The sequence below is a fragment of the Brakhagea baltica genome (assembly GCF_052161605.1).
In the GTDB taxonomy this organism is placed as follows: Bacteria; Planctomycetota; Planctomycetia; order Pirellulales; family Pirellulaceae; genus JBKCUI01.
Window position 1 is genome coordinate 1597243 of record NZ_CP197409.1, and the last position, 15969, is coordinate 1613211.

Genomic DNA, 15969 nt, shown 5'->3' on the forward strand with positions numbered 1-15969 from the left:
TGACGTTCTAAGCGTTCACCAATTCCATCGTGGCAGTCTTCTCTAAACAAGCACCGATTTGTCTCACGGCCTGACGTAGCCTGGCCTCATTCTCTACAAGCGACAATCGTAGATATCCTTCCCCGAGTGGCCCGAAACCTCCCCCCGGACTCACTGCGACATTGCCATGTTCAAGCAGATGCATCGCAAAATCGATGGAGTTCATTCGGGAAGCCCAAGGTTCCGGAATCTTGGCCCATACGAACATGCCCGCGCGGGGCACCGAGGCTTGCCAACCGATCCGTCGCAATCCCTCAACCAATACATCGCGGCGACCTTGGTAAATCATCGATTGATGCTCGACGTTCGCCTCCGTGTCTCGCAGCGCTACGATCGAAGCGATCTGAATCGCCTGGAACATTCCGTAATCATAGTACCCTTTGATGGTGGCTAAAGCCTTTACCATTTCTGCATTGCCCGAGCAAAATCCAACCCGCCAGCCGGCCATATTGTATCCTTTGCTCATCGTCGTAAACTCCACGCCGACGTCCTTTGCACCGGGGGCTGACAAAAACGAAGGAGGCACGTATCCATCAAACGCGACGTCCGCGTAAGCGAAATCGCTGATCACCATTAGACCGTATTTCTTGGCCAGCTTCACGACATCGACAAAGAACTCCGGTTCGACCGTGACGGTCGACGGATTGTGAGGATAATTGATGATCAACAGTTTTGGTCGAGGAAAAAAGTGCTCGCACGTGTAAGCGATGTTGGAAAGATATTTCTCGGTATTCGAAACGTCCAAGGCAACCACGTTCCCAGAAGCGAGAATCACACCATACATGTGAACCGGGAAGTAGGGAGCTGGAATGATGGCGGTGTCTCCTGCCCCGATCAGCCCCAAAAGCATGTGCGAAAAACCCTCTTTGGAACCTAAGCAAACGATCGTCTCTGTCTCAGGGTCCAACCTCACGCCGTACTTGCGAAGGTATTTGCTCGTCACCTCACGCCTGAGGTTCAATATCCCGTTAGCTTTAGAGTAACCGTGATTGGTCGGGTCCTTGGCAGCTTCTGCAAGCTTGGCGATCACCGACGGATCTGGTGGGTCTGAGGGATTCCCCATTCCCATGTCGATCAGATCATGGCCCGCCCGTCGCTTTTGATACAACAAACCATTGATTCGACCGAAAAGATAAGGCGGCAGTCGATGGACGCGGGGTGCTAACTCAATGGGGATTTTACCTGGATTCATATTCTGTTTGGTTTGCAATGTGGTTGTCGTGCGGACCGGACGTCGGAGCTAATACCTGCGAACTCACTACCTACCATGATAGGATATCGCCCCGAGGGGTTCGAAGAAAGCCAGAAGTTTCCTCGGCGTGGATGCAGATTCGCGTTTCTCAAGCCCCTCACCGAGCGACTGTAGAAGCCAAGCTAATCGCAACCAGGTGTTGTTCACTCCATCAGGCTTGCCTGACGGAATGGTGGCAAACCATAGATGACGAATGGGGGGCCCCCTGAGGAACGAAGAGTTTGGCGAACCGGCACGCCCTTCGTTCCTCAGAGCGTACCACCCGGAACTGATGCCTTGTGCTCGCCACACGTTCTTTGAAAGGTGATAAGCTAATACGAACATTTGAGTTACTGTGTAGGAGCATTAGGATGGCTGCTGAAAATGACATGGCGGTGGGGACGGTGATAACCCCTGAAACGAATCACTTGAGTACAGAAAAGGAACGTGAAGGGGCTCTGAATCGCAGACGCATACCTAGCATTGATGTCTATCGAGGCATGGTCATGTTCCTGATGATTGCTGAAGTGCTGCGGCTATGGAAACTGCGGGAAGTTTTTGATCAAGATAATCTGAGTGGTAAGATCGCTGAATGGATCCGTTTCCACACCACGCATGTGGAGTGGGTTGGTTGCTCGCTGCACGACATGATTCAGCCAAGCTTTACGTTCTTGGTCGGAGTTTCGATGGTGTTCTCGCTCTCGGCAAGAATGTCCAAAGGACAAACCAAGCTTCAGATGTTTGCCCACGCCATGAGCCGCAGTTTGATTCTGGTGTTTTTAGGGATTTTTTTGAGGAGCCTCGGCAAGCCTCAAACGAACTTCACGTTCGATGACACCTTGACTCAAATTGGCCTGGGATATTGGGCCCTTTACCTCGTGGCAGGGTGGACCAATCGCTCCATCGCGATCGTATTGGCAGCCGTACTGGTCGGATACTGGGGAGCTTTTGTCGCCTACCCAAAACCACCGGCGGGGTTCGATTATGCGGCCGTAGGGGTGCCCGCGGACTGGGCAGGCCACTGGACGGAGGGGCTGCTGGTTCACTTCAACAAGAACTCGAATCTAGCATGGGCCTTTGATTGCTGGTGGATGAATCTGTTTCCAAGACCAACGGAATTTTTATATTCTGGTGGGGGATACGCGACGCTGAGTTTTGTACCTACCTTTGCGACGATGCTACTCGGTTTGGTGGCAGGGCGGATCCTCCAGAGCATTACAGAGCCTGGGCAGCAGTTAGGACTGCTCGTAGCGGTTGGCTGTGGGTGCATGATTGCGGGCTACGGACTCGATTGGTTTGGAGTCTGTCCTGTTGTAAAGCGAATCTGGACTTCGAGCTGGGTACTTTGGAGCGGTGGAATCTGTTTCTTATGGCTCGCGGTTCTGAGCCTGATCTGCGACACGTGGCGATTCGACACCTGGGGTGGATTCTTCTTGGTAGTGGGGGCGAACTCGATTGTGGCTTACGTGATGTCATGGACCTTGAAGGTGCCGACTAGTGAAGCCCTGTTGCGGCATTTCGGCGGTTGGTTTGAATCAGCAGCGAAGAGTTTAGCTGCTTTTGCTTCCACAGAAGAGTCGGCGATCCCCCTCGTCCAAGAGCTGCTCGTCGGTCTGGGAGTACTGGGCGTATTTTGGCTGATCTTGTATTGGTTGTACCGTCAAAAAATCTTTGTACGAATCTAGCGGCAGTTTCATCGCAAGTTTAATTAATCATGCTTCCCCTTGAGATGTCTACTCAACTCGAACTATTCATAGCTAAAGCTGGTGCAGGCAGTGAATCCGAGGGCTTCGGTTCACTGGCATGCTCGTCCGCTTCGCTCCAATCTCCGTTGAACTGCTCCTTGGTGTAGGCGAACAGAGCGTAATTTTTATAAAGGAAAGGTACGACAAAAAGGACCAGGAAAGTTGACGCCATCAAACCAAATGCGAGAGCATTCGCCATCGGAATGAGGACTTGTGCCTGAAAAGATTTCTCCAACAGCATCGGTAACAACCCTGAGATCGTCGTCACGCTGGTGAGAAAAATCGGGCGTAGACGCCTCGCACCACTTGTCATCAGAGCCTCGGTTACAGGCATACCACCTCGAACTCGTTGGTTAATGAAGTCGAGCAAAACGATGGAATCGTTTACGACAACCCCTGCGAGTGGGACCATACCAAATAAACTAAACAAGGTAATCGGTAACCCCTGTATAGCATGCCCGAAAATAGCTCCTACGATACCAAACGGCACGATTAAAAGAACAATAAACGGCTGCAAGTAGGAATTGAACTGAAACACCAGCAGTAGGTACATGCAGGCCATGGCGAGCGTAAAACCGATGAGCAAGCTCGAGAAAGACTCGGCCGTCTCTTTCTGCTGGCCCTCCCATGAGAAGCGAAGGGCGGGGAATCTCTCTTGGAGTTCAGGCACCAATTCCGCTTTCAAATCTCTCGCGACGATTTCCGCATTGGCTATGGCCGTATCCAAGTCGGCAGTGACGGTAACAGACCGCATTTGGTTTACGCGGTTAATTTCGGAATAGCCTCTAGCAATGGTAATGTCGGCCACTTCGGTAATGGGTCGCTCCACATTGTCAGCCCCGCGGACCCGGATCTCTTGCAAGTCCGCTAACGAACGCCTTTGCTCGATGGGATAGCGAACCATTAGCTTCACTTCGTTTCGCCCCCGTTGCAATCTCATGACTTCAGCACCGTAGTAGGCATTCCGAACGGTTTCAGCTAAGTCCGAAACGGTGATACCCAATGGCTTGGCAGATTCTTTGACCGCAAACTGGAACTCAATTTTTCCTGCACCATTGTCATCCTGGATATCGTAGACTCCACCAAATTTGCTGAGGGCCTCTTTGGCCGCTAGTACGGCCACCTCGAGATCCTTCTCGTTGTCGCGGGGAGCGAGTATCTTAAATTCGAGAGGCTTACCTCCAGGCCCGATATTAGCAGCTCGATAGGTTACCCGTTCCGCACCAGGGAAAACCCCGGCCTCTTCACGCCACATATTGATGATTTCGGTGCTGGTTCGATTTCGAAGGGTAGCATCATGGATCTCTACATTGATTTGCCCAACATGTGAGCCACTCACCCGCTCCCCTGCACCAGGGTTACCGGTGGTAGCGGCACCGATCTGCAGAAACGTCAACTTTACCGGCCCTCTTGTACCCGTAGGCGAATCAGGTTCGGGTGTTTTATTGATTCCCTTGGCATCTTCCTCCTCTGCGATTCGCTCGCTTACGCGTTGGATAGCTGCCTCCATCCGACGTGCTGCGTCCGCCGTAATCGCCTCAGGCGTTCCGTCTGGATAGATCACTTGGCCAATGATGGTCTTTCCATCGGTCGCGGGGAAGAACTCAAACGGAACCAATCCCGACCGAATGAAACCCGCTGCCGTTAAAATCGCAGCTGCCCCCACAGAGATCGGGACAGTCGGGTAATCGAGAACGACTCGTAACACTTTGGGATAAATGGCAGTACCTAACCAATCCATAAAGCGTGTTGCGTATCTCCCCAGCCAGGTGAACGGAATCTCGATGATGTCGATCAGGTTGCTCCAACCCCGAGCTAGTCTCTGCGCTAGAGATCGTGGTGTCTTCGATTCATGGCACAAGTGCCCAGGCAATGCAAACGTACATTCGAGCAATGAAAGTAAAAGCATGGCGATGATCGCCGTTGGCATGACGGCAATAAACTTGCCCATCACCCCTGACACATTGTAAAGCGGAATAAATGCGATAATGGTCGTTGCAATACTGGAGTAAACGCTACCGATCACTTCCGACGTCCCATCAACAGCCGCTTGAAAGAGACTCTTGTTCATGGCTCGGTGCGCGTAGATGTTTTCGCCTACCACGATCGCGTCATCCACAACAATTCCAACGGCCATAAGGAACGCGAACATCGATAGCATGTTCAGCGTCTCGCCAAATGCGAATAAAACCAGTCCTGCTCCCAGGATGCAAATGGGAATTCCGAAGGCGACCCAAAACGCCAAACGAAACTCTAAGAAAATGGCCAAGATCAAAAAGACGATCAGCCCACCTTGTATACCGTTACCTCGCAGCATACGAATTCGGTCTCGGACATCTACACTTTCATCTCCCCATGCCTTGATTTCGAATCCTTTAGGAGGGGTAACCGACTTAACGAAGGCATGAACCGCGTCAGAAATCTCTAGCAGATCCTCGCTGCTGGTGCGTGTGACCTCGATCACGATCGCTGATTGACCGTTCACTTCGTTTATAGCGCTGATATCGTCAAACTCATCTCGTACCTTGCCAATATCACCAACCGTTAGTACGACTCCGTTCGGACGGGTAAGGACCGGTAGCTTGGCAATCTCTTCTCCGATTTCCCGTTTGTTCTTGCCCCGCAATAGAATCTCTTGCCCGTCGCTTTTGAGCTGACCACTAGGAAGCTCGACATTCTCGCGTCTTAAGAGGTTGGCGATGGCAGATAGGGTCAAGCCGTATTTGCGTAACGTGTCTTCATCGATCTCAACATCTATTTGATACGGCTTGGTGTTGAGCAAATTGGCTTGGGATACCTGTTTTAGCTCTATCAATCGCTCTCGAATATTTTCGGCGTAATCTCTCAGCTTGGCCACCGTTTCGGGACTATCATCATCGGGACCGATAATCGCCACACGAATAGCTGGAGTGCGAAACGTAATTTGCTCGACGGTCGATTTCTCGCTTCGCTCCGGAAAAAACACCGAAACGCGATCGACTGCTGATCGTATTTCAGAAAGTGTTTTTTGAGCATCAACTCCTGTTTTTAATTCCGCGAGGGTATACCCACCACCTTCACGACAAATACTGGTGATGCGTTTGATCCCAGAAATCGATTGAATCGATTCCTCAACCTTCTGGCAGATACCGCTTTCGACTTCGTCTGGAGTCGCTCCCGGGTAAGGAACGGTGACCAAAATGACATCCAACTGAAACTCAGGAAAGGTTTCTCGTCGCATGGACATAAAAGAAAACAATCCCGCAACCACCAGAATGACGAGCAGAACGTTGATTCCCGTCAGATTCTTAACGGACCAATTTATGATGTTTTTCATTTTTGCGTCCCAATCAATCCTTGCTCTCAACTACCGGCGAATCCGTCAACTGTTTTATCTGAAATCGCACCTGATCCGAGCCGTCTCCGGTAACGTTTGCTAGAGGTGAGACAATGACTAGATCATTTGGCTGTAGCTGATCACTTCCCTGAACGACCCAGTACTCAGCTCCCGAAGGGCCAATACTGACAAGGTTTACCACATTGACACCCCCAGTGACCAATAATCTACCTGCCTGCCACTCATCGGGGTTGATGCTGATGGGGGCGTTCTTTTGGGATGCGGTTGGAGTTGCTGGTTCAACTTTTATATCGTCAGCTGTGGAACCGTCCTCATCAGGAGCTACTAAAGAATCATCTGGTTCAAATTTCCATAGCTGGTTTCCCGGTTTAAGTGCCAACTTGGGAACAAGAACAATATTCTTTGGAGGAATGGTATGAATCCGGCATTGTACGAACATGCCCCGAACCAGCGCAGGCATACCAGAATCGGATACACTGGGTAGCTTTTCTCCGTTGACAAAAACCTCGCTAGGTTTTTCCACTTGAATGCGCACGGGGATGGTTCGGCTTTGAGCATCTAGCCCCAAACCTTCGTAGCGACTCAGCTTCCCTTTCCACTCGTAGGTAGTACCCTCTCGTCCCGCGATTCGGTAGGAAACGGTTACATCGGTATGTGGCAGTTGGTAGCTAGATGCCGACAACAGGGTTCTCACCTTGGGAGTATCTAACCCGTCAAGGGGTTGTTCGAGAATGAGCAACAACTGATCGGATCGCAGATTGCAACTAACCTCCACCCGTTCGGTATCCTCGATTACACAAAGAGTCGCACCCTTCTGAACATACGAGTCCGTTTGAACGCTCTCGGTGACAATCACTCCGTCGATGGGAGAGACGATTTTGGTTCGTTCCAAATTCACTCGTGCCTGTTGTAACTGGGAGGCCGCCAAACGCTCCGCCATCTTGAGCCTGGAACGACGGGTCTCCAAGGTTTGAATCTGGTTGATAATCGTAAGTCGCTGATTGGCGCTGGCGACCCGCGATCGCTTGGCCTGGTCTAGCTCGGACTCGCTGGCGAACCCTTTCGGTAGGGCTTGAAGTCGAGCGAAATCTTTCTCGATAATGGCCAGCTCCTCTTCCGCTAGCTCGAGCAAATCGCGGGAATTGGAGATATCCTGGTCCAACTCTCGTTGCTGGGCGTACTCGCTCTCTTGCATCGCATCCAAGCGTTCCACCTCCAATTCAAAATCGGTCGGATCGAGTTCGAAGAGAACCTCGCCACGCTTTACGAAACGCCCAATCTGGCACGATTCGCTCTTGAAGCGAATGCGTCCTGCCACCTCAACCGCTAGATTTATCTGACGGTACGAAACCACTGTTCCCGTAACTAGGACATCCAGCGTTTCCAGCGCACCGGAATCTACTACCTTGTCCACCGAAACGATCGGCAACTTTCTGAGCTTGGAAATCGTGTCGCGGCCATCTACCGGCGCCTTTTTCGGTTGCTGACGGCCTAATGCAAAAAAAGCACCGACCCCCACCGCTACGAAAACGAGCGGCAGCAGCACGCCAAATACGATAGCCCTCGAGGCTTTCACGGTCTGATTCACAAATCAAGTCCATCAATAGAAAGGAGCCCCGATCACCTGGAACGCACACCGTCTCCAGCTCGGAGTCAAACAAGATTCGTATTCTATTCGGAATCTTTGATTTTACCTACCGATTCTAGGAAAGGATCAAGAGCACAAGAACCGCTACTTGCAATTCTCAACCCTTATAACCTCAGAGCAGCCACAAAATCTTTTGTCAAAAACGTCAGCTCCGGCATTAAACCGTTCCTGAGTTGCCCGTAAAAAGTTGCCCGCAAAATCAGCAAGACGATTGCCCAGCGACATTCTCAAAGGTCACTTAGCTCACGTTAATCGCAGACAAGGCACGGCTGGGCACCCCTGCATTTGGACGCCACAATGCCAACGCCTAATTTCGAACCATTTCCTTGAACGCGGCCATCAGCTTGCTGGTAACCGATCCTACCTTACCGTCCGCAATCGTCCTGCCGTCGATGTCGACCACAGGGATCACCTCAGCGGCACTGCCTGTTAGAAAGCATTCATCTGCGACGTAGAGATCGTGGCGTGTCATGGTCTGCTCAAAAGCGGTCACTCCGAGAGTTCTGGCCAAGTCGAGGATCGCATTTCGTGTAATTCCCTCGAGAATCCCCGCGTCTTTCGGAGGAGTCATCAGCACGCCATGCTTCACAATGAAAATATTGTCCCCCGTGCACTCTGCCACGTCCCCTTTGTGATTTAACATCACGGCCTCAATGCAACCGGCTCGGAGCCCCTCGAGCTTAGCCATGATATTGTTGAGGTAGTTCAACGACTTTATCCGCGGGCTAAGAGCGGCTGGGTGATTGCGAATAGTTGAAGCGGTTATGATCTTCAAACCCTTTTCATAAAACTCCGCCGGATAGAGCTTGATCGAATCGGTGATGATAATGACCTGCGGATCGCTGGTTTGGGTCGGATCTATCCCTAACGCTCCTGCCCCTCGGGTTATGACCAGTCGAATGTAAGCATCAATGAGACTATTCTTTTTCAACGTCTCATACACTGCCGCCTCCATTTCCTCTTTCGAGAGAGGTATCGAGAGGCAAATAGAATTAGCCGATTCGTAAAGACGATCTATATGTTCCTTCATGCGGAAGACTTTGCCGGAATAGCTTCGCATTCCTTCGAAGACTCCGTCGCCGTACAGCAACCCGTGATCGTAGACACTGACCTTTGCGTTTTCCTTGTCGTAGAACTTTCCGGAGATGTAAATCTGCAGTGCCATAGTAACCTATCGATGATTCTGATGAATACCAAACCGCTTCACCTAGGAAATGTAACATAACGCCAAGATTTTTCTAGGACGTAAATCATCGTTACCATGCGGCATTATCGGTTTCTGAACTCTCTTTTCCGTCGGGAAACTCTCGAATCTGTTCCACGTCGGGGCAGTTTTTAATGTCCCGTTCAACCGACCAATCTTGGGTGCTCCCTCCTCCGCCACATATGGTAACGATTCCGAACAAGTGCCTCACGTCATCACCCACACATTTTCGTTATAATTGGGCCGACGGAATCCACATCCTCAGCATCCCTCCCTAGGAACCTCTCCCATGAAGCGATCTCGCAACAGACGCCATTTCCTGTCTCAAACCGCTACCGCCACAGCCGCCCTGCCTCTGGTACATACCCTGGCATCTCAGACCAGCTATGCCGCTGGCCTGTCCTCACCGAACGAACAGATCCGCTTGGGAGTTATAGGAATCGGTCCCCGGTGCACCTACGATCTAAAAGCTATTCTTCCCTTTGAAGATGTTCGATGCGTGGCTATCGCCGACGTACAAGCCTCGAGACGAGATGCGGGAAAGAAACTGGTTGACGACCACTATGGTCATAAAGCTTGCGAATTGTATCGGGATTTCCGAAAGTTGCTGGATCGCAAGGATATCGATGCCGTCTTGGTCGCCACGGGCGATCGATGGCATGCTGCTGCGTCGATTATGGCCGCAAAAGCAGGCAAAGACGTGTACAGCGAAAAGCCTTGCGGCATCACTATCGCCGCGTGCCAAGATCTAGCCCAAACCATGCATGCACACAAGCGTGTCTTTCAAGCTGGGACTCAGCGTCGGAGCGTCCCGAACTTCCAAAAAGCAGTCGAGTTTGTGCATAGTGGCAAACTAGGGAAACTCCATACGATGCATGCATCGGTTTATGTTCCTGTACTCGAGAACAACTGGTTGCCATCACAACCAACGCCTGATCGAGAAGTCGTCGATTGGAACCTCTGGCTAGGTCCCGCTCCATGGCGTCCCTTTCATCAAGCCTACTGCGATGGACAATGGCGAGGCCAATGGGATTTCGATTCTGGCGCAAGACTTCTCGATTGGGGAGCCCATACAATCGATCTTTGCCAATGGGCCAATCAAGCGGACCACACCATGCCGATAGAGTACTTACCAAGCGAGGAGAACATCGTCTGCCGGTATGAGAACGATGTTAAGCTGGTGATCGATTTCCTCAAGGAACCCTTCGGAAATCGGGCTCCCCACTACGAAACAAGACTGGGAACATGTCCCATCCGATTCATCGGAGATCGTGGCTCAGTGGAAACAGGTGATGCTGGTGAAATGCTCGTCACTCCTGACGAACTACAACAAGAGATTACAGAAGAGACCAAGCGAGTTAAGGGGCTCGATGTTTCGGCTCATGCTCGAAATTTCTTCGACTGTATGCGGAGCCGAGAGCTTCCGGTCGCAAATCAAGATGTCATGCGTCGTTCGCACATTGCATGCCACGCGGCCGCGATCGCATGGATACTCAAGCGGAAACTCAAACTGGATCCTGCAAAAGAAGAGTTTATTGATGACCCAGAAGCCAATCTGTTGCGCAGTCGCCCAGACCGAATTTGGTTTTAAAATGCTACGAGCTCGATTGAAATTCTTAGAAGCCATTCGGCTGCGAAACCAAGCTCATTGCCCTAGCCTCGCTTTTCTTCCGTTTGAACGATCGCGAGCGTCGTTTCGAACAGATCATTCGTGATCTTGAATTCGGGATGCTCTGAGCGATACCGCTTGCAGTGTTCCGATATCAGACGATACAAAAATCGAAACAAATTTCTCGGCGTTTTGAGAGATTGAAAGGCTGCGATCAATCTTGCGTCGGTGACTTGCGGATCGAAGAGAGACTTAGGACTCGGCGTCGCACCCGCAACACCGCATGCCTTCATTCTCGCGCCGAGCAAGTCATAAAGCGCCTCACCAGTCCAATCGAATCCAGGTACAACATTTTGTTTATCAAGCCGGGCTCGCTCATGAAACTCTCTCGACTCGCGATCGATGTAGTACTGCAAATCGCTTGGTAACAAAAGCTTGATCCCAAGACTCTCGTGCTTGAGAAGTTTGTTGTCCAACAACGGCCAAACCAACAGCTTCATTCTCTCTGCAAGACCGTTGATGAGATCTGGCTCGTCCACGCGATCCACGATAACAATCATTCCGGGATAGCCAAGTGTTCGCAGCAAAAGCTGAAGCTTCTCCAGAATCGCGTAGCGGTCGTCGCTGCGGTCCGAAACCGGCAGCGGCTGCTCGTCGAGTTCCTTGCGTGAAAAATGGAGCAGTAAGTTTCTTAGCTGACTCTTGTCACGAGGGATCACTCGCAAGTATCGGCAAATTTTGGAAGCTAGCATGTGGTAGCGCAACCACCTGTATCCATAGGTTCCCCACGATGCCACTAAGCCAACTGCAACCAATATCGCCGCCCACTTTAGGGACAAGGATTCCTGCCAGTAAAGCCCTCCGGTCAAGCCAAGCGTGATCAAACTCAAAACAACGCCCAGCACAAACGGCCACCACGTTGACAGACTGCGGAAGCCAAGTTTCTTTCTGACCGCATGAAAACGATCAGCGTGTGTTCCCGTCGAGGAAATATCATATACCGCTGCCAGTAACAGAAGATCTCGTCGTTGTCCTCGATCCAACCCGCTTACCTTGGCGGGCTCCATGATCGCAGCTTCGGACTTTAGCTGAGAACTGGTACCGAGAATGCCATCAACGAGCGGAGTGACTGCCTCGCAAAGTATGGCATCCATGTGGTCCCACAAATGAACCGATTGCAGTACCTTGTCAGGGCTCGACTGAACGCGACGCGAGAGACCACGCTGCAATGGCCCGAGATACGCGTTAAAGTCATCTAGTTCGACCAAGTAGACACGATGCTCTGGCTGGCTTTGGTTATGATCTTTGATGTATTGCTTTAATTGGAGCCGGATGGCAGTTTTGCCCGAGCCCTTAGGCCCAAAAACGATCGATGTGGCAGGCTGCTTCGGATCGCCAGCCACCTTGCTCCATGACGGATGAAAGGTGCCTGATATGCAGTGGTCACGAAAAACGGCATCGGTCTGAGCATCTTCGTCCGAAAACGGATTGCGAATAAGGTTGTGATGCTGCAGGAATTCTTGTTCAGTCATTTGACTAGCGTCTGTAATTTGGGTTAGGTCGAGGCAATCTTGCACCTTGGGCGGTGAGCAGTTCGACCAAGCGTTGGTCCATCTGTTGGACACGATCGGGAAATGTGACGGCCAAGTCTTTAGATTCTGACGGATCGTCGTCTAAATGAAATAGCTCCCGTTTCCCGTGCCAGTATTTAATTAGCTTCCAATCGCCGCTCCGGAGAATGCTGTAGGGGCCTGGTTCGTGACGATAATGAGGAAAATGCCAAATAAGCTCCCCTCTTCCGAGATCCTGGTCGCCCCCGGATTTTAGGTGGGCAAGCAGAGAAATACCATCGATTTCCCGTTCTGACGGATCTGAGATCGCAGAAGCTTCCAGGATCGTTGGGAAGAAATCGATAGACGAAACCGGTGCATGGCTAAGGCTTCCCGCTGGAATAAACTTTGGCCAGCGAATGATGAGAGGAACTCGGATTCCCCCTTCGTAGGCATAACCTTTTCCACTCCGAAGGGGTGCGTTGTCAGTCGGCTCACCATTGTTGTCCAACCCGCCGTTATCGCTGGTGAAGATCACCATAGTGTTCTCCACGAGGTTCAGTTCCTCCAAACATGCACAGATATCTCTCATGGCGTCATCAACTGACTCTACCATAGCGGCATATCTGGCATTCTGTTTCGATTTGCCGGGTGATCCAGCGTATTTCGCCTCAACTTCGGGCAACGCTTGTAACGGTGTGTGAACAGCATAATGCGACATTTGAATAAAGAACGGTTCGTCTTTCCATTCACGAATGAGCGCAACCGCTTCGTCAGCCTCCCGTTTCGTAAGATATTCACCTTGGCTGCGTCCCGGTAGATTGTGAATCCCTGCTCGCAATTGCTCGTTTGGGTGCATCGGATTGTTAAAAGGATCGAAATAGGAAGGTGGCTGTCCATAGTCGCAGCCTCCTTTATTGACATCGTACCCCCGCCTCTCAGGATAGTATTCGTCGTCACCCAAGTGCCATTTGCCGACATAACCACAACGATATCCATGCCTACTTAGCACCTCTGCGATAGTCCGCTCGCTCGGATCGAGGAAGTAAGGATTGGGGGGACAGGATAAAGGCTGTTTCGGGTCGCTGGTATACTCCGTCGGATTGATGATAGCCATATCACCATTCGGCCTTTGAAATCGAGAACGAATCCAGTCGGTAACTCCCACGCGATGCGGGTAACGGCCGGTCTGAATGGCAGCTCGTGTTGGGGAACAAACGGCACTAGAGGCATAGCCGTTTAAGAACCGTATCCCCTCTGAGGCCAATTGGTCTACGTGAGGTGTTCTGAAGTACGAAGAACCTTGGCACCCCAGATCCATCCACCCTAAATCGTCGACCAAGACCAAGATGATATTGGGCTTTTCGGCGGCCATTATAGTGGCCGTGTGGCTTTGCCAAGCGACCATCGAGCCAAACACAATAACCAGCCAGCTCATCTGTTTTAGTAATTTGATTGCCATCGGAGTTGTCACACCAAGAGAGATAACTGCTGAAACTAACTCACGCGTGATCATTATGCACTATGCCCAAGTAGACTTTATTGTCATTGTCGCTCCTCTACCACCTGGACTATACCACCTGGACTACGATTCCTCGTCGCTGCGAAGCTTTGCTAGGACACTAAAGTCTTCGAGGGTTGAGGTGTCGCCAGTTCCTTCTTTGCCAGCAGCGATATCTCTCAATAAGCGGCGCATAATCTTGCCACTTCGCGTTTTGGGCAATATAGCAGTGAATCGAATGTCGTCAGGTACTGCCAGTGCACCGATCTCCTTTCGTACGTGCTTTTTTAGAACGTCCTTGAGCGCCTCATCCGGAGCATGGTTTCGCAACGTGACAAAAGCCGCGATCGCCTGCCCCTTGATTTCATCGGGTCTGCCCACGGCTGCGGCTTCGGCAACCGCCGGATGGCTCACGAGCGCACTCTCCACCTCGATCGTGCTAAGCCGGTGACCAGAAACGTTGATCACGTCATCGATCCGGCCCATGATCCAGTAATAGCCGTCTTCGTCCTTTCTCGCATTGTCTCCCGTTAGATAATGATTGGGCACGCGTTTCCAATATTGTTCCACATACCTCGCTTCATCCCCCCAAATGCCCCGAAGGATGCCCGGCCAAGGCTTAGCGATGCACAGCATGCCCCCTTGGTGCTCACCGACTTCTTGAAGGTTGTCGTCGAGGGCGACCGGCACGATACCAGGCAGAGGTCGCGTGCATGAACCTGGCTTGCAATCGAGAGCACCTGGTAGCGGTGACATCATGATGCCACCGGTTTCTGTTTGCCACCACGTATCAACAATAGGACAACGCCCCCCTCCTATCTTCTCGTAATACCACATCCAAGCTTCGGGATTGATTCCTTCGCCAACACTTCCTAAAAGCCGCAAAGAAGAAAGGTCATGCTTCTCCACATGCTGATCTCCCCATTTAATAAAAGCGCGAATGGCAGTTGGGGCGGTGTAAAGTATAGTCACTTTATATCGTTCGATGATTTCCCAGAATCGATTTTCTGCTGGCCAGTTGGGAGCCCCCTCGTAAAGCACTTGTGTCGCTCCCGCTGACATCGGCCCATAAACAATGTAAGAGTGACCGGTTATCCAACCGCAATCGGCGGTACACCAGTAGATATCCGATTCTCTATGATCAAAGACCCACTGAAACGTACGCTTCGCATACAGGTTGTAACCTGCTGTGGTGTGGCGAATCCCTTTTGGCTTTCCAGTCGAACCGCTCGTGTAAAGAATGAAAAGAGAATCCTCACTGTCCATGGCTTCTGGTGGACAGTCCAATGACTGGTCGGCAACGAGCTCATGCCACCAATGATCCCGACCCCCTTGCATCGACGGATTGTTGTTAGTCCGCTGTAGAACCACACAGTGCTTGACGCTCGGGCTCTTCTTGAGAGCTTCATCGACTGTCTCTTTCAGCTTGAGATCTTTTCCTCGCCGCCATCCACCGTCCGCAGTGATTACCAAGCTGGCTTGAGCATCGACGTTTCTATCTGCGATCGCCTCCGCACTAAAGCCGCCAAAGATCACAGAGTGTATCGCTCCGATACGTGCGCAAGCCAGCATTGCAATAGGGAGCTCGGGGACCATCGGCATATAGATACTAACACGATCCCCTTTGCCGATACCAAGCTTTTTTAGACCGTTAGCAAATCGGCAAACCTCCTCGAAAACCTGTTGGTAGGTTAACTCGCGACGGTCACCTGGTTCCCCCTCCCAAAAGAAAGCCACTCGGTCCCCACGGCCTGCTTGGATGTGGGCATCGAGACAATTGTAAGAGACATTGGTCGTGCCTCCGAGAAACCACTTGGCATCGGGGGCTTGCCACTCAAGAGTCTTTTCAAACGGAGTGAACCAGTGCAAGTGCTCACGTGCCTGCTTCTCCCAAAAGCCTTCAATGTCCGATATCGATTCGTTGTATAGTCGCTCGTACTCTGCAAGGGAACCGATAAAAGCCTGTTGTCGAAACGCCTCGCTGGGAGGAAAACGGCGCGTCTCGTTGAGTACGTTATCGATCTGCCCAGAGGATTGGTCCGACATCAATGATTCTCGTGGTTTGAGGGGAGGAAGGAATCAAATGCAAAGGGGCGGATTTTTGC

Annotated in this window: 10 protein-coding genes; 2 read left to right on the forward strand and 8 right to left on the reverse strand. The window is 51.4% G+C overall.

Annotation, left to right across the window (positions count from 1 at the left end):
- Positions 1-7 precede the first annotated feature (7 nt).
- Together SH449x_RS06240 and SH449x_RS06245 are read right to left on the reverse strand one after the other, a co-directional pair.
- Positions 8-1231 carry an aminotransferase class I/II-fold pyridoxal phosphate-dependent enzyme gene (locus SH449x_RS06240; protein WP_482380464.1) on the reverse strand — a complete coding sequence of 408 codons (1224 nt, stop codon included), beginning with the start codon at positions 1229-1231 and terminating at the stop codon, positions 8-10.
- 66 nt (positions 1232-1297) lie between these two features.
- Positions 1298-1615, reverse strand: coding sequence for a hypothetical protein (locus SH449x_RS06245; RefSeq protein WP_482380465.1), 318 nt, complete (start codon positions 1613-1615; stop codon positions 1298-1300).
- A 26-nt stretch (positions 1616-1641) separates the two neighbouring features.
- Between SH449x_RS06245 and SH449x_RS06250 the strand changes: the two genes are divergently transcribed.
- Positions 1642-2955 carry an acyltransferase family protein gene (locus tag SH449x_RS06250; RefSeq protein WP_482380466.1) on the forward strand — a complete coding sequence of 438 codons (1314 nt, stop codon included), beginning with the start codon at positions 1642-1644 and terminating at the stop codon, positions 2953-2955.
- A 52-nt stretch (positions 2956-3007) separates the two neighbouring features.
- On the opposite strand, the gene SH449x_RS06255 is transcribed toward SH449x_RS06250, so the two are convergent.
- From SH449x_RS06255 to ilvE, 3 genes are all read right to left on the reverse strand, one after another.
- Positions 3008-6331 (reverse strand): efflux RND transporter permease subunit, encoded by a 3324-nt coding sequence (locus SH449x_RS06255; protein WP_482380467.1) that lies wholly within the window; start codon positions 6329-6331, stop codon positions 3008-3010.
- Between the two features lie 13 nt (positions 6332-6344).
- On the reverse strand, positions 6345-7940 hold the full coding sequence (locus tag SH449x_RS06260) for an efflux RND transporter periplasmic adaptor subunit (RefSeq protein ID WP_482380468.1): 1596 nt from the start codon (positions 7938-7940) through the stop codon (positions 6345-6347).
- 367 nt (positions 7941-8307) lie between these two features.
- On the reverse strand, positions 8308-9165 hold the full coding sequence (ilvE, locus tag SH449x_RS06265; protein ID WP_482380469.1) for a branched-chain-amino-acid transaminase: 858 nt from the start codon (positions 9163-9165) through the stop codon (positions 8308-8310).
- 328 nt (positions 9166-9493) lie between these two features.
- Here ilvE and SH449x_RS06270 point away from each other — a divergent pair, with 328 nt between their 5' ends.
- The gene (locus tag SH449x_RS06270) at positions 9494-10795 is read left to right on the forward strand and encodes a Gfo/Idh/MocA family protein (RefSeq protein ID WP_482380470.1); all 1302 of its coding nucleotides are present in this window, start codon (positions 9494-9496) and stop codon (positions 10793-10795) included.
- A 62-nt stretch (positions 10796-10857) separates the two neighbouring features.
- On the opposite strand, the gene SH449x_RS06275 is transcribed toward SH449x_RS06270, so the two are convergent.
- The 3 genes from SH449x_RS06275 to acs all read right to left on the reverse strand — a co-directional run bounded on the left by SH449x_RS06275 (position 10858) and on the right by acs (position 15910).
- Positions 10858-12345 (reverse strand): hypothetical protein, encoded by a 1488-nt coding sequence (locus tag SH449x_RS06275; protein ID WP_482380471.1) that lies wholly within the window; start codon positions 12343-12345, stop codon positions 10858-10860.
- A 4-nt stretch (positions 12346-12349) separates the two neighbouring features.
- On the reverse strand, positions 12350-13825 hold the full coding sequence (locus SH449x_RS06280) for a sulfatase (protein WP_482380472.1): 1476 nt from the start codon (positions 13823-13825) through the stop codon (positions 12350-12352).
- 123 nt (positions 13826-13948) lie between these two features.
- Positions 13949-15910 carry an acetate--CoA ligase gene (gene acs, locus SH449x_RS06285; protein ID WP_482380473.1) on the reverse strand — a complete coding sequence of 654 codons (1962 nt, stop codon included), beginning with the start codon at positions 15908-15910 and terminating at the stop codon, positions 13949-13951.
- Positions 15911-15969 lie beyond the last annotated feature (59 nt).